This is a genomic window from Psychrobacter halotolerans (assembly GCF_039680845.1).
GTDB lineage: Bacteria > Pseudomonadota > Gammaproteobacteria > Pseudomonadales > Moraxellaceae > Psychrobacter.
In genome coordinates, this window is sequence record NZ_JBDKWD010000001.1 from 491,527 (window position 1) to 512,556 (window position 21,030).

General features: G+C 44.8%; 18 protein-coding genes. 12 read left to right on the plus strand and 6 right to left on the minus strand.

The window, feature by feature from the left end:
- Positions 1-522 precede the first annotated feature (522 nt).
- The 3 genes from lon to AAJP47_RS02100 all read left to right on the plus strand — a co-directional run bounded on the left by lon (position 523) and on the right by AAJP47_RS02100 (position 4,902).
- Entirely contained in the window at positions 523-2,922 is a 2,400-nt protein-coding gene (gene lon / locus AAJP47_RS02090) for an endopeptidase La (protein WP_497198675.1), read from the plus strand.
- Between the two features lie 139 nt (positions 2,923-3,061).
- Entirely contained in the window at positions 3,062-4,159 is a 1,098-nt protein-coding gene (locus tag AAJP47_RS02095) for an META domain-containing protein (protein ID WP_346716249.1), read from the plus strand.
- A gap of 185 nt (positions 4,160-4,344) precedes the next feature.
- Positions 4,345-4,902 carry a superoxide dismutase family protein gene (locus AAJP47_RS02100; RefSeq protein WP_346716250.1) on the plus strand — a complete coding sequence of 186 codons (558 nt, stop codon included), beginning with the start codon at positions 4,345-4,347 and terminating at the stop codon, positions 4,900-4,902.
- A gap of 139 nt (positions 4,903-5,041) precedes the next feature.
- On the opposite strand, the gene topA is transcribed toward AAJP47_RS02100, so the two are convergent.
- Positions 5,042-7,708, minus strand: coding sequence for a type I DNA topoisomerase (gene topA / locus AAJP47_RS02105; RefSeq protein ID WP_346716251.1), 2,667 nt, complete (start codon positions 7,706-7,708; stop codon positions 5,042-5,044).
- 254 nt (positions 7,709-7,962) lie between these two features.
- The gene (locus AAJP47_RS02110; protein WP_346716252.1) at positions 7,963-8,565 is read right to left on the minus strand and encodes a hypothetical protein; all 603 of its coding nucleotides are present in this window, start codon (positions 8,563-8,565) and stop codon (positions 7,963-7,965) included.
- 330 nt (positions 8,566-8,895) lie between these two features.
- On the opposite strand from AAJP47_RS02110, the gene AAJP47_RS02115 reads away from it, so the two are divergent.
- Positions 8,896-9,435: a DUF2799 domain-containing protein gene (locus tag AAJP47_RS02115; protein ID WP_346716253.1), complete on the plus strand. Its 540-nt coding sequence runs from the start codon at positions 8,896-8,898 to the stop codon at positions 9,433-9,435.
- A gap of 327 nt (positions 9,436-9,762) precedes the next feature.
- Here AAJP47_RS02115 and AAJP47_RS02120 read toward each other — a convergent pair whose 3' ends face one another.
- The 3 genes from AAJP47_RS02120 to AAJP47_RS02130 form a co-directional block, all read right to left on the minus strand.
- Complete coding sequence (locus AAJP47_RS02120) at positions 9,763-10,164, minus strand: ExbD/TolR family protein (protein WP_346716254.1); 402 nt, start codon at positions 10,162-10,164, stop codon at positions 9,763-9,765.
- 121 nt (positions 10,165-10,285) lie between these two features.
- A complete protein-coding gene (locus AAJP47_RS02125) occupies positions 10,286-10,966 on the minus strand; it encodes a MotA/TolQ/ExbB proton channel family protein (protein WP_346716255.1) in 681 nt (226 codons plus the stop codon).
- A gap of 104 nt (positions 10,967-11,070) precedes the next feature.
- On the minus strand, positions 11,071-12,033 hold the full coding sequence (locus tag AAJP47_RS02130; protein WP_346716256.1) for an energy transducer TonB: 963 nt from the start codon (positions 12,031-12,033) through the stop codon (positions 11,071-11,073).
- Between the two features lie 502 nt (positions 12,034-12,535).
- Between AAJP47_RS02130 and AAJP47_RS02135 the strand changes: the two genes are divergently transcribed.
- From AAJP47_RS02135 to AAJP47_RS02170, 8 genes are all read left to right on the plus strand, one after another.
- Positions 12,536-13,588 (plus strand): siderophore ABC transporter substrate-binding protein, encoded by a 1,053-nt coding sequence (locus AAJP47_RS02135; RefSeq protein ID WP_346716257.1) that lies wholly within the window; start codon positions 12,536-12,538, stop codon positions 13,586-13,588.
- Positions 13,589-13,656: 68 nt separating this feature from the next.
- Positions 13,657-14,757, plus strand: a complete 1,101-nt coding sequence (locus AAJP47_RS02140; protein ID WP_346716258.1) for an ABC transporter permease — start codon at positions 13,657-13,659, stop codon at positions 14,755-14,757.
- A gap of 172 nt (positions 14,758-14,929) precedes the next feature.
- Positions 14,930-15,979 (plus strand): iron chelate uptake ABC transporter family permease subunit, encoded by a 1,050-nt coding sequence (locus AAJP47_RS02145; RefSeq protein WP_497198668.1) that lies wholly within the window; start codon positions 14,930-14,932, stop codon positions 15,977-15,979.
- Between the two features lie 183 nt (positions 15,980-16,162).
- A complete protein-coding gene (locus AAJP47_RS02150) occupies positions 16,163-16,921 on the plus strand; it encodes an iron ABC transporter ATP-binding protein (protein WP_346716259.1) in 759 nt (252 codons plus the stop codon).
- A 289-nt stretch (positions 16,922-17,210) separates the two neighbouring features.
- Entirely contained in the window at positions 17,211-17,495 is a 285-nt protein-coding gene (locus AAJP47_RS02155; protein WP_346716260.1) for a Trp family transcriptional regulator, read from the plus strand.
- Positions 17,496-17,566: 71 nt separating this feature from the next.
- Positions 17,567-18,979 carry an anthranilate synthase component I family protein gene (locus tag AAJP47_RS02160; RefSeq protein WP_346716261.1) on the plus strand — a complete coding sequence of 471 codons (1,413 nt, stop codon included), beginning with the start codon at positions 17,567-17,569 and terminating at the stop codon, positions 18,977-18,979.
- 33 nt (positions 18,980-19,012) lie between these two features.
- On the plus strand, positions 19,013-19,660 hold the full coding sequence (locus tag AAJP47_RS02165) for an anthranilate synthase component II (RefSeq protein ID WP_346716262.1): 648 nt from the start codon (positions 19,013-19,015) through the stop codon (positions 19,658-19,660).
- Between the two features lie 4 nt (positions 19,661-19,664).
- Complete coding sequence (locus AAJP47_RS02170) at positions 19,665-20,018, plus strand: lysozyme inhibitor LprI family protein (RefSeq protein ID WP_346716263.1); 354 nt, start codon at positions 19,665-19,667, stop codon at positions 20,016-20,018.
- Positions 20,019-20,095: 77 nt separating this feature from the next.
- Here AAJP47_RS02170 and AAJP47_RS02175 read toward each other — a convergent pair whose 3' ends face one another.
- Positions 20,096-20,998 carry an AraC family transcriptional regulator gene (locus AAJP47_RS02175; RefSeq protein ID WP_346716264.1) on the minus strand — a complete coding sequence of 301 codons (903 nt, stop codon included), beginning with the start codon at positions 20,996-20,998 and terminating at the stop codon, positions 20,096-20,098.
- Positions 20,999-21,030: the final 32 nt, after the last annotated feature.

Sequence of the window (21,030 nt, forward strand, 5' to 3'; positions counted from 1 at the left end):
GAACGCGCTACACTTAAGCTCTGTATTAGCTCTGCATTTTAGACGGGCGTCAGTTTACCTGATTTTGCTTATAAAACCTACGCATAGAACCCGATGGTTATTGACCGTATGCCAGTTGTTATATATCTAGGCTGCACAGATATAGCGTAATATCGTATTGAATTCATCGCAGTAGTCGCTTTAATGTGCAAACAGACATCGCTATTTCATAAAGATAAGCGCGCAACTTCGTCAATGAGACTTGCAATTTTATCTGTGGACACCATTTATCTAAACATGAACCACGAACTTGACTTTACAAGTCTGGTGAACGAGGAAGAATCTATGAGTGAACATAAAATAACCCAAGACAATATCGATATTGATGTCGACGTTTCATCTACTGTTGCAGAAGACAACGAGCTAGATATTGCATCTGAGACCTCGTCTAATGATGCACTAGAGACTGCGTCAACCAATGGCAAAGACCATGATCTTGATGACAAAGACGTAAAAAACAATCCTACTGACAGCTATCTACCGTTGTTGGCACTACGTGATGTTGTGGTCTATCCACACATGCAAATTGCATTGTTCGTGGGCCGTGCCCCATCCGTCAAAGCAGTTGAATTGGCGCAAGCGGAGTACGGCAGTAAAGTACTGGTCGTTGCCCAAAAAGACTCACTAACAGAAGACATCGATCAGGACAACTTATACCAGTATGGTACGGTTTGTCGCATTGTCAGCACCATGCCCCATGATAGCGATGAGAACTGCATCAAAGTATTGATCGAAGGTCAATACCGTGCGCGCGTCGAGTCGATTGAGAATCACGACGAGCTACTGATGGCAAAATTTGAACGTGCTGATCTCGATGTCAGTATGGATGAGAGCCAACAGAAAAATACCATTCAGGCACTCACCACATTGTTTGAAAGCTATGCGGATGCGCGTCTGCGTAATGCGCGTGAGCTGACTCGCGTGGCAAAACGTATCGATGACTTACTCGAGTTGGTGTATTTCATCTCAACACGTGTGTCGATGGATCTTGATGTTAAACAGTCTTTCTTAGAAGAAGACGACATCAAAACACACATCAATACGTTGACAGAATATCTCGTCAAGCAAAGTGCGGAACAAAACATCGAACAAGACATTCAAGAAGCCGTGCGTCAGCAAATGGAAGACAACCAGCGCGAATACTTCTTAAATGAAAAAATGAAAGCCATTAAAAACGAGCTGTCAGATATGAATGACGGCGCGTTCGATGGCGAAGATGATGTGGCTGAGCTTGAGCAGCGTTTAGAAGATGCTGACTTACCAGACGATGTGCGTAAAAAAGCGGAGCAAGAGTTTAAAAAGCTCAAAATGATGCCGCCTGCATCAAGTGAATCGTCAGTGGTACGCAACTATATTGAATGGATTTTGGACACGCCGTGGAATGCAACGACCAAGGTTTCTATCAATTTAGACAAAGCAAAGACTGTCTTAGATGAAGATCACTACGGTTTGCAAGACGTAAAAGACCGCATCTTAGAATATCTCGCCGTACAATCACGCGTGAAAAAACTGCGTGGCCCGATCTTGTGTCTTGTCGGTCCTCCAGGGGTGGGTAAGACCTCATTGGGTGAATCGATTGCTCGAGCCACTGGTCGCAAGTTTGTGCGTATGGCGCTTGGCGGCGTGCGTGATGAAGCCGAGATTCGCGGTCATCGCCGTACTTATATCGGAGCCATGCCGGGTAAAATCGTACAATCGCTGGCCAAAGCTGAAGTCAAAAACCCATTATTCTTATTGGATGAAATCGATAAGATGGCGCAAGACTTCCGTGGCGATCCGGCATCAGCATTGCTGGAAGTATTAGATCCATCACAGAACGACACGTTTAATGACCATTATTTGGACATGGACTTAGATTTGTCACAAGTGATGTTTATCTGTACAGCCAATAGCATGGATATTCCGCCAGCATTGCTTGACCGTATGGAAGTCATTCGTCTGCCGGGTTATACCGAAGAAGAAAAGGTCAATATCGCGCAGAAATACCTTGTGCCAAAAGCGATTAAGCAAAATGGTCTCAAAGATGGTGAAATCGAGATCGTGGAAGCGGCATTACACAGTATCGTGCGCAGCTATACGCGAGAAGCTGGTGTGCGTAACCTTGAGCGTGAAGTGAATAAAATCTGCCGCAAAGTGGTTCGCGGTTCGGTTGAAACGCATGGCGCACGCGCTCCCAAAAAAGCAGAACGCGAACTGGTCGTGGTCGATGACAAAAACATCGATGACTATCTAGGCGTGCATCAGTACGACTACGGTCTGGCTGAAGAAGAGCCTGAGATTGGCCGTATTACTGGTCTTGCTTGGACGCAAGTCGGTGGTGAGCTATTAACCATCGAAGCGGTCGCCATGAAAGGTAAAGGTGAGCTGAGCTTTACTGGCTCATTGGGCGATGTGATGAAAGAGTCGATCCGTGCCGCCATGAGCGTGGTTCGTGCTCGCGGTGACAGCCTAGGCATTGACTATGAAGCGTACAAGACGACTGACGTCCATGTGCATATGCCAGAAGGGGCAACACCCAAAGACGGTCCATCTGCTGGTGGCGCACTCACCACTGCCCTAGTCTCTGCACTGACTGGCATTGCCATTCGTCCAGATATCGCGATGACTGGCGAGATTACTTTACGTGGTAAAATCCTACGTATCGGCGGTCTCAAAGAGAAGCTGCTCGCGGCGCATCGCGGTGGTATCAAGCATGTCTTGATTCCAGCAAGTAACGAGCGCGACTTGGCGGATATCCCTGACAACGTCAAAGCAGGTCTGACCATTCAGCCTGTGGCAACGATTGATGAGATATTAAAGGTTGCCTTGGTTAGTATGCCAAAACCGCTTAAGCCTGCTAAAGTAACGGTTGATAAAACCTCGGGCAAAGCGCTACATAACTAATTAGCTATTAATTAAGTATTAAAAACTATAAAGCCGCTCATCATTAAGATGGGCGGCTTTTTTTATGGCAAAAATAAAACACTGATGAAATCAAGCAGCTATGCTATATTTTAAACAAATGTTTATATAGCAGAATATCATGACTTTGCACCAATTTTATTCATCAGCGTCTCTAGGTATTTTATTTTTAACTGTTTTGACAGGTTGCCAGACGACGAATAATGATACAAGTACACCTTTAGTTATCCAAACGTCAATACCAGTGAAGCTTGAAGAAATTATTAATTTTTCGCAAAGTGAAAATAACGAGTACATTTCTTCATGGAAATTGCCTGAGCTTCCTATCGAGCGCTTAAATCGCTTTGATTGGCAACAGGTAGGCTTGATAGACGAAGACAACGTCGTTACTCAAATTGACAATGAACAGTCGTTAAAGCTGGATATACGTCCTAATAACCTAGTATTTAAGTATGATTGCCAGCGTTATCGCTTACACCATGATGGTTATCAGAATTACCATTACAGCTCTTATGAAGTAACCACCATTACAACATCCTCTTGCCTAATTAAAGATAAGCAAGTCGCAAGCGATATCTCTGAATATCTAACCCAATTATTTCCCAAGTATGGTAGAGGACGTTTTACTCTTAGAATAATACCTACCTCAAATTTACCATCACCCTTGCATAAACTCGCTTTAAAAAATCAAACCTCGCCTCTGCTGGCTTTAAATACGCAAGACAAACAGCTCATATTTGAGGGAAAAGCCAAGACAGTAAAGCCAATCTTTGGACTACCGATTGATTATGCTTTTTTAGAGGATTATAGATGGCGCTTGGTTAGTGCTATGGATAGCAAACAGGAAACCATAGAAGACATTACACGTACGGGATACCCAGTCACAGCCGATTTTAGCTCTTCTTTATCTAACTTAGATGAGCATCGCGCTGGCTTTTATTCTGACTGCAACGGTGTTGGCGGTCCGTATATTTTAACGTCTGACAACATCTTAATGATTGGTTCCGCGCCACAAACTATGATGGGCTGTGAACCCAAACGTGAGGCCGCAGAAGATAAAATCAGATCCCTTGAACAGCTGAGTAAAAGTCAGTTGTCCTTAAAGCAGCTTCCGAGTACCAGTGTTGACGATTCAAATTTGCCTTATTATTTACTCACTCAAAAATTAGAGTCAGGTGAAACTCTAGTTTGGCAAAATGAAGCAAAAAGAGCATTTTAAGAAATTTCAAACCCGTACGTTACTTACATTTATTAACTGATTGTTGCGCTTTTGATGAATATCTACACGACGCCCTTGGCTATACTAATGATGACATTAAGCAATGTTCTAGCAATTCAAACAAAATGACAGTAATGACAGTGAAAGTCATTCTTCATAACAATTAAATATAAATGGAGATAATAATGAATAAGACGATGCTTGCAAGTGCCCTACTATGTGGTTCAGCATTAGCGATGACAGGTTGCCAAACGGTTGAAAGCCAAATGCAGACAGGTAATCCATTAAACCAGCCTGCTCTAAAATCAACGATTAAGACAGTAGATGGTAAAGAAAAAGAAGTGGGACAAGTCTTCTTACGTCCAGTTGATGGCGGTGTTCAAGTCTATGGTAAGCTTATGAACTTGCAGCCAGGTAAAACGGTTGCGCTACACATTCATGAAACGGGTAGCTGTGCAGATATGGGTAAAGCGGCAGGTGGCCATTTCAATCCAGACAACAAGCCACACTCAAACCCAGATGACATGAATGGTCACGCAGGTGATTTACCGAACTTAACAGCCGATGAAAATGGCGTTGCTACTATTAACTACGTGAACAAGAAAATCTCTGCAGCTGAAGTAGGCAAATACAGTGTCAATCGTTTAGCATTTATTGTTCATGCCAATGCCGATGACTATAAGAGCCAGCCCGCTGGTAATGCAGGCGACCGTGTTGCATGTGGTATCATCGAGAAAACCTAATAGCTCTTTAGAATATAATAGTTATTAAAAATAAAGTTAAGTATAAGATAAAGTGTATATTTTATAACTAATATTATTTTTAGATCAAAAAAAACCTCTTAGTATCTAAGAGGTTTTTTTATGGTTGATAGAAAAACTGTTATTCTTCGACCCACTCGCCTTTACGCCAGTACACTCCCCAACGTGTGGCTTTACCATTTTTCTCAGAGCCAATATATTGCTCTTTTTTCTTACGCGACCAGCGCAGAATCGTTGGATTGCCGTCAGGATCTTCGTCTGGCCCTTCAAACAAGTACTGGAATTTATCTTCCATCTTATCTTTGATCTCTCGCAGCTCGGCAAGCTTTGGCGGACGCGTTTCTCGAACTTTCGGAAACTTAGATGCCGCTAAGAACATACCAGCCGCGCCTTCACGCAAGATAAAATAATCATCGTGCTTGGTCGATTTCAATTCTGGTAGATGAATCGGATCCATGCGCGGCGGTGCCGCTTCGCCTGTTTTTAGTACCTTACGTGTATTGTCACATTTTTGGCAAGCAAAATAAGGACCAAAACGTCCGGTCTTAAGCTCCATTTGTCCATCACACTTATCGCAATCGATGGTCGGCGCATCAGAGCCCGGTACTTCAAATTTCCCTTCTTCTAGAATATAACCGTCACAATCAGGATTATTACCGCAAACATGCAGTTTAAGCCCGCCATCGACGATATAACCGTTCATGGCTGTACCGCATTTCGGGCAGCGCTTTTTCTCCATCAAATCTTTGACTTCAGCGGTTTCATCAGCCGCGTCGCTTTCATCAAGATTGGCAAACGCCTCAACTGGCATTAAGTTTTTGGTGCCTTTGCAGCGCTCTTTTGGTGGTAAGTTATAACCCGTACATCCTAAAAACACCCCTGTTGAGCCCGTACGTAGTTGCATCGGACGATCACAAATGTCGCAATGCACATCGGGTACATCGGTCGGATCATTCGGACGCATACCATCTTTTTCTTTGGCATGCTCAAGGGTGGTTTTAAACTCGCCGTAGAAGTTGTCTAGCACATCCTTCCAGTTTTGCTCGCCTTCTGCCACATGATCGAGCTTGTCTTCTAGCGCTGCGGTAAAGGTATAATCCATCAAATCTGGGAAACTGGCTGTCAATCTATCGGTGACAATGTCGCCCATTTTTTCGGCAAATAAACGCTTGTTTTCAAGTTTTACATAGCCGCGATCTTGAATGGTGGAAATGATAGAGGCATAAGTCGATGGACGACCAATACCTTTTTTCTCAAGCTCTTTTACCAAGCTTGCCTCTGTATAGCGCGGTGGTGGCTTGGTAAAGTGTTGGCTTGGATCCAACTTATCCAGCGTTAACTGATCGCCCTTTTTGACATCAGGCAATAAGTTATCATCGGTTTTGGCAGGTGGCATCACTTTGGTATAACCATCAAACACCATGGTACGACCGCGCGCTTTTAGCTCAACATCGCCTGCACTAACAAACAAGTTCACCGACAGATATTTTGCGGGTAGCATCTGACAAGCCACAAACTGACGCCAGATTAGCTCGTATAAACGAATGGCATCGCGCTCAACGCCTTTTAACTGGGTTGACTTCATGTTGACATTAGACGGACGAATGGCTTCATGCGCCTCTTGTGCGCCTTGCTTATTGCCATAGAAGTTTGGCTTTTCTGGCACATATTTTGCGCCATAGCTGTCTTCAATATGACCACGCACGGCCGCGAGCGCATCTCCTGATAAGAATGTCGAATCGGTACGCATATAAGTGATGTGACCCGCTTCGTACAAGCGCTGCGCCAAAATCATGGTTTTCTTAACAGAAAATCCCAAACGCGTACTGGCCGCTTGCTGCAAGGTCGAGGTAATAAAGGGTGCGCTCGGACGTGACTGCGTAGGCTTCTCTTCCCGCTCTTTCACGATAAAGTCGCTTGCGTTTAGCACGGCTAAGACTTTGTCAGTCTGCTCTTTATTCACAAGCTTAAGTGGCTTGCCAGCTTGCTTGGTCGCCTCTAAGCGAATTCCAATTGGCTCAGCGTCTGTGGTATTTTTGGCTTTACTATCAGCGATATGGGTATCGGCATGAATTTGCCAGTATTCTTCTGGAATAAAGGCGCGAATCTCATGCTCCCGCTCAACTACCAAGCGCATCGCAACCGACTGGACGCGACCTGCTGACAGACCGCGGGCGATTTTTTGCCACAATAGCGGCGATACCATAAAGCCGACCACTCGATCCAAAAACCGACGCGCTTGTTGTGCATTGACACGGTCGATATCGAGCTTTGAGGGTTGTTTAAAAGCATTCTGAATGGCAGATTTTGTAATCTCATTGAAGACCACGCGCTGATATTTACTATCCGGCCCGCCGATGACTTCTTTGAGATGCCAAGCAATCGCCTCACCTTCTCTATCCATATCCGTTGCCAGATAGATTTTGTCAGCGTCTTTGGCTAGGGCTTTGAGCTCTTTGATTACTTTGGTTTTGTTTGGCAGTACTTCGTATACTGCTGCCCAGTCGTGCTCTGGATCTATACCCATCCGGCGTACCAGTGCTTGCTGCGCTTTTTCTTCTTTGCTCAGACTCTCATCTTTTTTGGTCGCAGCGGCTTTTTTGGTGCTCTTACTGGCACTGACTGGCAGATCACGGACATGACCAATACTGGAACGTACGATAAAGTCAGTCCCGAGATATTTATTAATCGTTTTTGCCTTGGCTGGCGATTCTACAATCACCAAAGACTTGCCCTTTGGGCTGTCCGCATCGGATGCTGGACTTTTTTTCGTTGTAGTTTTTGCCATATTTGACGACACCATAATATAAGTAAATTAAAGATAATAATAAATTTGGCAGCAGAGCAATTTATCATCGCTCATTGGTTCTTGTAGTAATAGCTGCTCTCAAAAACGGTTACAAAACAGATAATGACCTCAGGGCAGAGGTAGGGTTATGAAGACGTTACACTGCTAAGCGTCAAACTGTCAATGATAAACGACTGTGCGTTTGCGAAAAGTGCTTGCATATTGTCTTTTATTGGAGATTAAAAAATTTTTTATCATGCTATAGGCGTTTTTTGCATCTCCAATGCCCATTTCTCAAGATTTTCTTTCAATATTAATAAATCAGCTTCAATCTTTTGTTTTTGGTAGCTGGGGTTGCTTGCCGGACGCACATAAGCAATGTCTTCCCAATAAATAATAATGCTATTGGCCTTGGTCAGTAACCCTTTTACAAAAGGCTCGATACTGCTGGGTAAGTCCAGTGGTGCTTTATCCAAGCTAAAATCAGTCTTCTTAACAGCGACATTGGCTCGGCCTTGGTTGGAGCGAATAGCACTTGGGATATTGAGCTTGACCTCATCTTTAGTCGTATCAACAAAGCTACTGTCTGGTCGCCATTGACCATCAATGACTTGATAACGCGTGTGCGGTAGCTGGGTGTTTTCTAGCACTAAGCAATATTGACCCATCATTCCGCGCCCATACTCATTGTCTCGGCCTTTTATCCAGTCAGGACAAGCAACGAGTTTTGGATTTAGCTGCAAACGACGAGCAGTCATACGCAGTTGATCCAAACGCTGATCGATACCGTTAGGTTTGAGCGCCATCATACTCCCTAATACGAACAGTACAATGATAACGCCAATTAATGTTCCCATGATGGTCTGGCCTTTTGACTAAATTTGAATAGCATCAAAAACGTAAATAATCCTAAAAAATACCACTGTGCGCCAGTTGGCAATAAAAGCTGCATATAGCAAACAACTGATATATAGACGCTTATAATGAGCGCGAACCAATAAAAATCAAGCCTGTGACATCCGTCAGTAGTCAAAACCCAATAGCGCAGTCTGATCTTACCTCACTATTTATATTGGGATATCAATCACTTAGATAAAATAAAATAGACATCATAAGCAGATATAAAAAGTTGCCTGCTGCAAAAAGTGCTATGATAAACCATAATTTTAAACGCGCGCAGGTTTATTATGAATTACTTTCTTAAGCTAAACTCATCAACTACTGATTTTGCCCGTAAGCTTGCCCATACGGCGACCAGTCGCTTTGGTATTACTGTGACGTTGACGGGCGCTGCCCTATTGGCCTTATCAGGCTGTGCCACCACTCAGAGCCTGACACCGCAGCAATGTCAAACCGGCAATTGGCAGGAAATTGGCTACGCGGACGGCTTGCGAGGACGTTCAGGCGCTTACTTTGGCCATTATGCTGATAGTTGCGCCAAAGTGGGCGGTGCCATGCCCAACCGCATACAATGGGAGCAAGGACGCCAGCAAGGCCTCAAAAACTATTGTACCGAACTCAATGCTTATAAACTGGGACGCGAAGGTTATGATTGGCAACCTGTTTGCCCACTTGAAGGCATTGAAAAGCTAGAAGAAGCATATTCACAAGGTCGTTACTATTATATTCGTCAGCGTGACCTTGACTATTTGCGCTCACCTTTTCCATTTGGTTATGGCCCTGGTCGTTTCGGTTACGGCTATCGTCCCTTTGGCTATGGCTGGTAATAGGATGATATTTCCTTACTCTGTTATCTAAAACTTACCTATCTTAGCTCGCCATTGCCCATTAACAGAGTGCTATAAACGTACAAAACTTGCCAATCTCCATTGATCATACTTGTTTTTCATCCAAAAACTTCAGTATGACTAGCATAAAGAAAACCTCACAAGGTGACCCAAGTGAGGTTAAAGGAGAGACTTATTACTTTGATTTTTCTTCTTATTATCTTGGCAATTTTTCTATGCATCAGTTTACTGATCTTGTTAGTGAGTTTACTAATATAAAAACACAGTATAAGCGGATAAATTTTTCGTCGTCTCTATCAAAGCAGGTTATTCGTTGACAAAGGCAACTTTGCTAAGTCCCGCTTGACTGGTCGCTGCCAATACCTGAGCCACGGTATCGTACTTACTTTCTTTATCAGCACGCAGCTGAACAGAAGGGTTATTACCCGCGGCACTTTGCTGTTGCAACCGGGTTTCCAGCTCCTCCATACTAATCGGATCGCTGTCCCAAAATATACCAGCGTCCTTATCGATACTGATTTGAATGGCTTCTGGTGGGGTGTCATTCACCGCCGCACTGGTCTTCGGTAAGTCTAATGGCACCGTTGGATTTAGCACGGTTGCCGTCAATAGAAATATAATCATCAATACCAGCATGATATCGATAAGCGGAATGAGGTTCATCTCATTCATACCTTGAACGTCATCATCACCCAATTGAAATGCCATAGTTCTTCTCAATACGTTTGGTTATTCTCAATGCAGCCAGCATTCTTGACGCATCGCTGGCGTTGTTTTTTCTTAATTTACCACCCTGTTTATTATCTTTATTAATTAATAATAATTAAGGCTATGATGTTGAGCTACGGTAGTGTCCAGCTTGCTGTACTTCTTCAGCATTTGACTGAGACGCCTTTACTACTGGCGGCTGAGCGACGTGCGCTTTAATGCTCATAGCAGACTCAGCAGGAGTCGGTAGTCGAGCAGAGTTTGCCAATAGATCATGCGCTCTATCGTTGGCTTGATGCATCACACGGCGGTTGATACGTACCGCAAGGTTATAAAACACCACCGCTGGAATGGCAACCGCGATACCAAGACCTGTCATAATCAGTGCTTCACCGACTGGCCCAGCTACTTGTCCTAAGCCTGCCTGCCCGCTCGTACCGATATTATGTAGCGCATGAAAAATACCCCAGACCGTCCCAAACAAACCGATAAATGGCGCAATCGCGGCCGTCGTACCAAGGATAGGCAAGCCACGCTCACTAGCGAAACGGTAACGACCAATGTGCTTGAGCAAGGTTTGCTCGGTGACCACACGTCGAGTCGCCGCGTCCGACTCTACCAGTTCATTCTGTGTTGACTGAATTTGCTGACTCAAATCGTCTGCCACGTTGGCGGCCAATTTGCGGCTTTGCAACACACGAATGATGCCCGTTACCCATGAAATAATGGATAAAGCTAAGAGCACAAAGAACAGGCTTTTTGTCACCATGTCGCTTAATTGCCAATATTGCATAAAGTCCATGTCAGACTCCTTGATTTGTTATTTCATTGCTATAACGTGATTATTTATTGCTTCGGCATTCATTAATACTATGTGTCTATCTATTTTTGGTGCTATCTATCTATTTATGGTGCTTGATAAGAGACAGGTAATGTGACGTTGCCTACCACTGGCACACCATTTTTGGTGAATGGTTTAAATTTACCAGAACGTACTTGGCTCTCCGCAGCACTATCTACCGCTTTATTACCTGAAGACTTAGCCACACTGACGCTATCAATACCGCCCTGCTTATTGACTCTTAGTCTCAATACAACGGTGAGTGGCTCGCCTGAGCGTACACTACGAGCAGCACGACTAGGGAAGCTAAAGCGCGGTGCAGATGCCCAGTTAGCGTTGGTCGCAGTAAAGTTCTGCGGCGTATTGCTGGCAGCGGCAGCAGCTTTTTCGGCGGCGGCCTCAGCTTGGGCTCTAGCAGCGGCTTCTCTTGCGGCTTTAGCCTCTGCGGCAGCTTTTTCAGCAGCAGCATCACGAGCTGCTTGCTCCTGAGCATCGCGAATCGCTTGGGCTTCGCGAGCTTTTTGCGCCTGCGCTTGTTGAGCAGCTTTTTCTGCTTGCGCCGCTATGATTCTACGTTGTTCGTCTGCCGCTGCTTGGGCAATCTTAGGATCTACTAATGGCTCTTCCGGAGGTTTTTCAATTTCTTGTTTTTTTACTGGTGCGACCGGTTTTGTTTTAGGCGTTACTGTTTTTTCTTTTACTATTGGTTCCGGCTTCGGTGCAGGTTTTGGCTTCGGTGCAGGTTTTGGCTTCGGTGCAGCCACTGGTTGCGCCTTCGGCTTAGGCTTAACCTCACGAACTGGCTCCGGTTTTTCTTCTATTTTTATCTCTTCAATCTCAACAGGAGGAGGAGGAGGTGGCGTAACCAGCTCTATCTCAATAGGCGGTGTTTCTTTTTTATCAATTTTCAATTCAGGCGTTTTAATGGCTGCTAAGGCGACTACCGTCAACACATGCAATCCCACCACTATAAGGATAGCGGTGAGCAAAAGTCTACGTGATGGCGCTGCTAAATCCGTTGAACTCATAACACCCTAATATTGATTAACCAAAATGGAATGCCGTAGATAATAATGCAAACGATAATTATTATCAATAGTAATCACAATAATTCTGCGTATTTTCTTGGTTATATTCAACGATAGTACTGCTATTTTAAGAGACAAATCCTGACCCGAAAGGTTAATTTTCAACCCATTTCTCACATTTAACAGTAGCATAAAATGGCAGTTTTAGTGTTGCTAATAAAAATCATTATCATTTGTATTGATAATGACTCTCAATTAATCTATTATAATGGCTGATTGATTACGCACTTTATAATGTTAAAAAAGCTCAAAACGCTAAGAATATAAATGGCTATCCACTAAATGCTTGCCTTTTAAAAAACAAAGCAAGCAATAAAAATCAATGATATTTAAAACAACTTCTTTCAGACTTGGATGGCAGGAAATTACGCCATACAATTTTTTTTATTGGCAATTATTGTATTTTTAATGTTGCCCAAACCTTTGGTAACCCGAGTTATTTATGTCTTCTACTGTATTGTCTAGTCGCTCTTCTCTTCCTTTTCTTAAACGCCCACTCTTGACTGCTATCATGACAGCACTGGTGACGACCATTAGTGTGACCGGCTGTAGTGCGCCTGAGGCCAATAACTCTGAGCCAGCAGATGACAAAACTGAAAACCAAACCGCTGACAATGCTACAAATGTTGCCAATAATGACGCGGTTTCTTCTGAGAAAATTTCGGTCAACACGGTAAAAGGCGATGTCGATGTGCCAATAAACCCGTCACCACTCGTCGTTTATGACATGACCTTGTTGCAAGATTTGGCCGCATTGAATGTGGCTGTTGATGGTACGCCAAGTAACCTCATGTTAGATAACTTGCACGCCAAAACTCAGCCCGAACCAGAAGGGGTTGGTACAGTATTTGAGCCAGATCTTGAAGCCTTGAACGCGATGAAGCCGCAAGCAATTCTAATTGGCTCCCGTATGGCTGACAAATACGATGAGTTGTCAACGATTGCGCCAACCTTAGATATGAGCATCGATACGGCAAACAGCTATGAGTCGAGTAAGCAGCGCCTACATGATTTGGGTGCGTTATTTGGTAAGAGCGACGAGGCGTTAAAACTACAAGCAGATATCGATACTCTTATCGACGAGACCAAAGCGGTCATTAAAGATAAAGGAACCGGCTTAGTTATCATGGTGAATGGTAATAAACTGTCCGCTTATGGTGCCCAATCCCGCTATGGCTTTATTCATTCTGTCGTCGATGTGCCTATGGCAGACGATCAAATCAAAGACGCGAAACATGGCCAGCCCGTATCGTTTGAATACTTACAAAAGACCAATCCCGATTGGCTATTTGTTCTCGATCGTAGTGCCGCCATTGGCGAAGATGGCGCGGGTGCTAAGGCTGTATTAGACAATCCGCTGGTCGCTCAAACCAATGCGTGGCGTAAAAACCAAGTGGTTTACCTAAGCCCAGATTCTTATCTTGCCTTCGGTGGTTATTATCAGTGGATACAGGACTTGACCACGATTAAAAACGCGTTTGCAGGTGCTCAGTAAGCGTCATCACTGTTTAAGCCACTGCTTTAATTTCGTTATAACCTCTTATTTTTAAGCCAGTAGTCACTATGTCGTTATTTTCACATCGTGCTCATACCAGCGTGAAAGCCGATTCTTCTTTGCCAGCTGCGTCATCAAGTTGGCAAAATGGGGCTGGTGACCACCTGCATTCCAAACATCGACGTATCGCCATACCACCATGGCTGATTAACACCGGTAGCCTCATTATCATGGGGCTTTTGGTGTTGTTAAGCTTGTCTATCGGCGTGGCGGATTTTTCATGGTCCGGTATTTTGCAAAGCCTGATCAGTCAAAGTGCTAATTCCGATACCTCCCTGCTCCTTATCAGCCGTATACCGCGTACCGTTGCCATTATTTTGACGGGCATCTCTATGGCGGTGGCGGGAATGATCATTCAAGTGGTGCTCAAAAACCGCTTTGTTGAACCCTCTATGGTCGGTGCCACTCAAAGTGCGGCGCTTGGGTTATTGGTCGTCAGTCTGCTATTTCCAGCCAGCGCTCTTATCATAAAAATGGGCGTGGCTACCATCGCTGCCGTGTTTGGTATGATGATTTTTATGGCGCTCATCCACCGCATTCCTCCTACTGACTTTTTGATGATTCCGCTCATTGGTATTGTTTTTGGCGGTTTTATTGAGGCGGTGACAACCTTTATTGCTTATCAAACCGAGACGTTACAGATGCTCAGCGTTTGGCAGTTTGGTGATTTTTCAGGGGTTTTGGCAGGCCGTTATGAGCTGCTTTGGCTGACAGGTGGGCTGTGCGTGCTGGCATATATCATTGCTGACAAATTGACCATCGTCGGCTTGGGCGATAACATCGCGTTAAACTTAGGCATTAGCAAGCGACAAGTCACTTGGCTTGGCGTTGGTATGGTGGCGATGATGAGCGCGGTGGTCGTTGTGACCGTTGGTATGATTCCGTTTATTGGCTTGGTTGTACCCAACATCGTCAGCCGCTTGATGGGGGACAAATTGCGTCGCAGTTTACCAGCGGTCGCGTTGTTAGGGGCGTCGGCCGTACTCTTGTGCGATATCATTGGCCGCTCTATTCGCTATCCATTTGAGGTGCCTGTTGCCACTGTTTTTGGGGTGGTTGGCACTGTGCTATTTTTGTGGTTGCTCCTGCGCGCACCTGCCGAACAGTAACCCTTTTGAGCGCGCTTATTGATTGCTCCTATTCATTTATTCATGATCTTTCCAATTGATGTTGGTAGCACATAAGGACTGTATATACCGCTGTTTTTTAAATGCCACTGTCCTTTTAAATGTCACTGTTTTTTTGTCTGATTGGTTAAGCTTGACCATATAGGATTTGCCCATGCTTTCATCGTCCACGCCCAACTCTACCGACAAGAGCACCGCAGCAAATGAACACGGCGCTTCTGCCACGTGGCAAAAATACCTTGCTCAGTTTTGGACGTTCATAGCCACTCATCCAAAATCAATAGCAGCGCTCATACTGGTCGTTGCCATGACGCTGTTTTTGACACTGAACGTCAATGGGTACTGGGATTTTGCTTTGCCACTACGCGGTAAAAAACTGTTGGCATTGATGGTGGTCGGATATGCCATCGGCGTCTCAACATTATTGTTTCAAACCTTGACCCACAATCCCATTCTAACGCCTTCTCTATTGGGTTTTGACTCGCTCTATGTTTTGCTACAAAGCTTGTTGGTTTTCTTTTTGGGCGCAATCAGCTTTACCAGTATCAATCCTATCGCCAAGTTTATGCTTGAAATTGTCCTCATGTTTGTCGCGTCCTTGTTGTTATTCCAATTGCTGTTTGCCAAAAGCAGTCAAGATTTGACGCGATTGATCTTGGTAGGCGTGGTCTTTGGCGTGCTGTTCCGTAGCTTATCGGCATTGATTGCCAGACTGATTAACCCTGATGATTTTGTGGTCGTACAGTCTGCCAGCTACGCGCAATTTAATACGGTAAATCCACAGCTGCTTGGCATTAGCTTCGTTATTTGTGTCATTAGCGGCTTGGTTATTTGGCGCTGGCGCTATCAATGCGATGTCCTGATGCTGGGTAAAGCACAAGCCATCAACCTTGGCATCAACTACCAACGTTTAGCGTTTGGACTGCTTACCGTCATTGCGGTACTAGTGGCGACGGCTACCGCACTCGTAGGCCCAGTGACCTTTTTCGGTTTATTGGTCTGCGCCATCACCAATCGCATCGCGCGTCATATGTATCATAGTGAGCGCTTGGTCTTGGTCAGCTTGGTCGCGATGATTTGCTTGGTACTCGGCCAGACTTTGTTTGAACAAGTACTGGGTATGGCAGGCGTGCTATCGGTGGTCATTGAATTGGCAGGTGGTTTGGTCTTTTTACTATTGATTTTTATGACCAAACATCGTTAACAGCCGCACTGTTAAAAGCAGCATCGTCAAAAACAGCGTCGGTTCAATAAAAAAATAGTCAGCGCGACTGGAATACCTTTTTTGACGCCTCTGTCAGCGTAGGCACAGCAAGCAAGAAAAATTGGTTCCAGTTGCGCTCTATCAGCATAAACCCTTTTACTATTCGCTAAAACAAGACTCACTATGATTAAAATAGACAATATCTCGTACCACATTGGCAAACAACAAATCCTAAATGACGTCACTTTATCGTTGCCGAGCGCGCAAGTTATTGCACTAATTGGCCCTAATGGCGCGGGCAAATCTACGCTGTTTTCTGTCATGTCGCGCTTGCAACCTTTGCAGTCAGGAAAAGTGAGTTTTGGCGAGCATGATATTGCCAGCTGTGATGCGAGGACATTATCTAAGACTGTGGCGATGCTCGGACAAGACAATCAAGTCCAAGGTCGATTGCGCGTGCATGAGCTGCTGATGTTCGGACGCTATCCTTATCATCAAGGACAACCAACCGCTAGTGATCAACAAAAAGTACAAGCAATCATCGAACGTTTTGAGCTTGCACCTTTGGCCGATCGGTTTTTATCGACTTTGTCTGGTGGTCAACGCCAACGGGTATTGATTGCGATGATTGTCTGCCAAGACACGCCCTATTTGTTACTTGATGAGCCGTTGAATAATTTGGACATGTACCACGCTGGACGTTTGATGCGTGAGCTACGAGAAGTCAGTCATAGCCAACAAAAAACAGTCGTGATTGTCCTTCACGATATCAATCAAGCCGCGCAGTTTGCCGATACCGTGGTCACCATGAAATCAGGACAAGTAATGGCGGTTGGTAAGCCCGCTGAAGTACTGACTAAGGAAACCATGAAAGCGCTCTATAACGTTGATGTGACCGTTCTCAATCATCAAGGTCGTCCAGTCATTATCGATACCGTATAAAGAGTCGGCTCTTTGCCATAGTCGATTCTGCATAAAATAAATACCGTACTACTAGAATAAATTTTGCCAACCTCTGTCTGTATAGGCACAGCAAGTAAATAACCTTATTTCAGTAGCGCATTGCTCTATTTATCATCATTCTCATTATACTTTTTAAACCGATACAACCTTATCCGCAGCGTCAAAGTCATTGAATATCGATGTGCGACTGTCTTATGACTTGTTTTATTTGTACTACTGTACTAGAATACTGAAACAAGACAATTCCTTTTTATAAAGATGCCCACTCATGAGTACTGATCCTTATCAGAGTTTATTGACCCACTTAGCGCACAGCCATGATAGAGCCGATATCGACGTGCTATTAAAAGCGCTACTAACGGATAAAGAGCAACATGAAATTGCCAACCGTATCCGTATCTTTGACCTGCTCGAGCGCGGTGCGACCCAGCGTGATATATCTGAGCAATTGGGTGTTGGTATCGCAACTGTCTCACGCGGCGCTAAAGCTATACAAAATTATGATATCAGCGCTTTACTAACGACTCACAGACGAGACACCATAAAAGACTGATACCAAAACAGACACAATCTGCCTTATCTTACTTTTACTATTTACCTTTTTGAGACATTTTGGATGTTGTTATGACCGCTTCTACACCCGCACAACCTACACTTATCGATATTCCCAGCAAGCCGCAGCGCATAAAACTGACCCAAGATATCGATTTTTTTGCCCTCTTCAAACGCATTGAGCGTGAATTTGATACCTGTTATTTGCTTGAGTCATTGGGCGAAGACAGTCATATCTCACGCCATCACGCCATTGGTTTTGATCCTATTACGACCATTGTCGCCTTGGATCGTACCACGCTTGCTATTACTGACAATAAAACGGCGAAAACCACTCACTATCAGACTGACAACCCTTATGAACTACTGCGTCAAATTACCCCGCAGCATGTCATTGCTCGCGACCAAAGTGGCGGTCTGGTTGGCTACTTAGGATATGACTGTGTGAATTTTTTTGAGCCCAGTCTCAACGCCAAATCGAGCGAGGACTTTGAACCGTTTAAATTTGGCGTCTATTTGGATGGTTTGACACTTGATAAAATGACGGGTGAGATTTTCTATTTTTATTATCCTACCGCCCAGCAAGACAATCGCATCGAGCAGATTAAACACTTACTCGACACGCCGATACCAAGCTACGAGCCGCCTGCGGTTGAGTTTTTGGGTGATGGCATGAGTCAAGAAGAACATGCCAGCGCCGTCATGCAAGTCAAAGAGGACATCGTCTCTGGGCGTATCTTTCAGTGCGAAGTCGGTTTTAAATCCAAGTATCGTATTGCTGGCGAAAAGATGCCCATTTATGAAAAACTGCGCGCTGTCAATCCATCACCGCACATGTACTTTATGAAGTTTGCCCAGCAATGCATCATTGGGGCATCTCCTGAGCTGTTGTTCCGCTTGCGTCAAGGCGAGATGGAAACCTATCCCCTAGCAGGAACCGCTAAGCGCGGCGTCGATGTGGTTGAAGATCGCAAGCTTGCTCGCGCCTTGCTCAATGACGCCAAAGAAATTGCTGAGCACAACATGCTCGTTGATTTGCATCGTAACGACATCGGCCGTGTGGCGCAATTTGGTACGGTAAAGGTGCGCAGCCTGATGGACATCAAGCGCTTCTCACACGTCCAGCATATCTCTTCTGAAATCGTGGGTATCTTACATCCGAATGAAGATATGTTTAGCGCCCTTGCCAGTAACTTCCCGGCGGGCACGCTATCAGGTGCGCCGAAGATTGAAGCCATCAAAGTCATCAATGAGCTGGAGCCAGATGGTCGCGGCGCTTATGGCGGCGCATTGGGTTCATTCAATTTCAATGGCGATTGTATCTTTGCCATACCTATTCGCAGCCTATTTATCAATGGCGAGTCAGCCTACGCGCAAACCTGCGGCGGCAATGTCTATGACTCCAATCCAGCCGACGAGTATCTAGAAATCCAGCGCAAACTGTCCGCGATGAAAGTGGTCTTAGACAGTTTTATGACGCCATAAATTGAGCTTATTCTATTAAAGAGTTTATACACCATGAATGTTTTAATTATCGACAACTACGATTCGTTCACCTTTAATCTTTATCAGTATATCGGTGAGATTTTGCAAACCATGGATGACAGTCAAGCGGCAAACGTCATCGTCAAACGCAATAATGAGATTACTTTAGCCGATGTGCAAGCGATGGATTTGGATCGAATTATTATCTCTCCTGGCCCCGGCGCGCCTGACGATCCTGCTTATTTTGGTGTCTGTAGCGAGGTGATCGAAGTGATGGGTAAGACAACGCCGCTGTTAGGCGTTTGCTTGGGAATGCAGGGCATTGCTCATGTGTTCGGCGGTGACGTGGTTCGTGCCAGCGTCCCCATGCACGGCAAGGTCTCATCGATTCGTCATGACAGCGCTGGTATCTTTCAAGGATTGCCACAAGAGCTTGAGATTATGCGTTATCACTCACTAATGGTACAAGCCGACACGCTACCAGATTGCTTGGCGGTCACAGCCGTCGTCGCCAATGATGACCATGCTGCGCTAAGCTTGAGTGATTCTGCACTGGCTGGTGACGAGATTATGGGACTACAGCACAAAGACTATCCGATTCAAGGCGTGCAGTTTCACCCAGAGTCTTTTGCAACCGAGGGTGCCAAGCGTTTACTCACGAATTTCTTACAGCAGGTATGAACCTATGATGCGTGTCTTCCCATGCAATGAGTGGACGCTAGATGGCAGTTCCGTCATTTTTAAAGAGAACTCGACCTATCTGTCACTAACATCACAAGCGGCTCTTATTGATAGTAAATATGCGGCTTCTGATAAAGCGTTGGATAAAAGCTATCAAGTAACACGAAATGAAGTCACGCGGTTATATGGCGAGCATATGGAAACTGACTTAAAGCAAGAGCAGATTCAGTGGATTAAACAGCGCTCAAAAGACTGCGGCGCTGATGCTCAGCATCAACCGAGAACGCAGGCCGAAAAGGTCTGCTTTATTCAAAAAAATGACAGCCGCCAACCAGATTACTTTTTGTGGATTGATTAAATACACATCATTGCAAAAAATTTTAATGAAGTTCGCCTTAATCTAGGAAGCATAACTAGATTCGAACTGGCAATCTGTTATTGAAAATCGTCCTCACTCAAAAACTTCGACGGCGATAGCCCTGTATGCTTTTTAAAAGCAGAGCTAAATGCACTGGCAGATTGGTAACCTATCCGTTCTGCAATAGTGGCCATAGTAAACGTTTGGCGCCTTAAGAGGTCTTTCGCAATCGCCATACGCCATGCAATGACATACTCCATTGGTGTATAACCCACGGCTTTACTAAAGCGTTGAAAAAAGGCGGAGCGAGACAAGGTGGCTTCTTTTGCTAATTGATCAATCGTCCATGATTGACTCACATCTTGATGGATTTTTCGGATCGCAATGGCAAGTCGCTCATCGGCTAAACCGACTAACAAGCCTGGAACCTCTGGCGTATCCATCTTCGTTCTAAATGCCTCAATTAACAGAATTTCTAATAATCGAGCCAACACAACCTCGCGACCAGGACGCTGCGCCAAAGATTCCTCAATCACAAGCTCGACTAAAGCAGTGAGCCTTGTAGCAGCCCGAATATGAACAAGTTTGGGAAGCAGTGATACCAATAGTTTTGAATCAGGTGCCTCAAACTGACAATGACCAATGAGTAAATATGCATTCAACGCACGTTCTGCTTCACCGACAAAATAGGTACTGACCGCGGTTTTAATGGGCACTGTATCAGCTTCGTCCAGCGAAGGTGGATGGCTACTTGTTACAGTAAAAGCATGGGCTTCTGGAGCGAGAACAAAATCGCCAGCGGTTAAATAAACCGGTTCATCGCCTTTTAAAGTGAACTCACAACTTCCCTTCAATACCACACAATAAAAAGGACTACCGATTTCTTCACGCCTAATTCGCCATGTACCTGCAGCTTGCACCACCTTGGAAAAATCGGCTTTGGGCTTTAACAAGGTCACTATACTCGAAAGAGGATCCATGAATTAAATACCATTGATAACGTAATATGGAT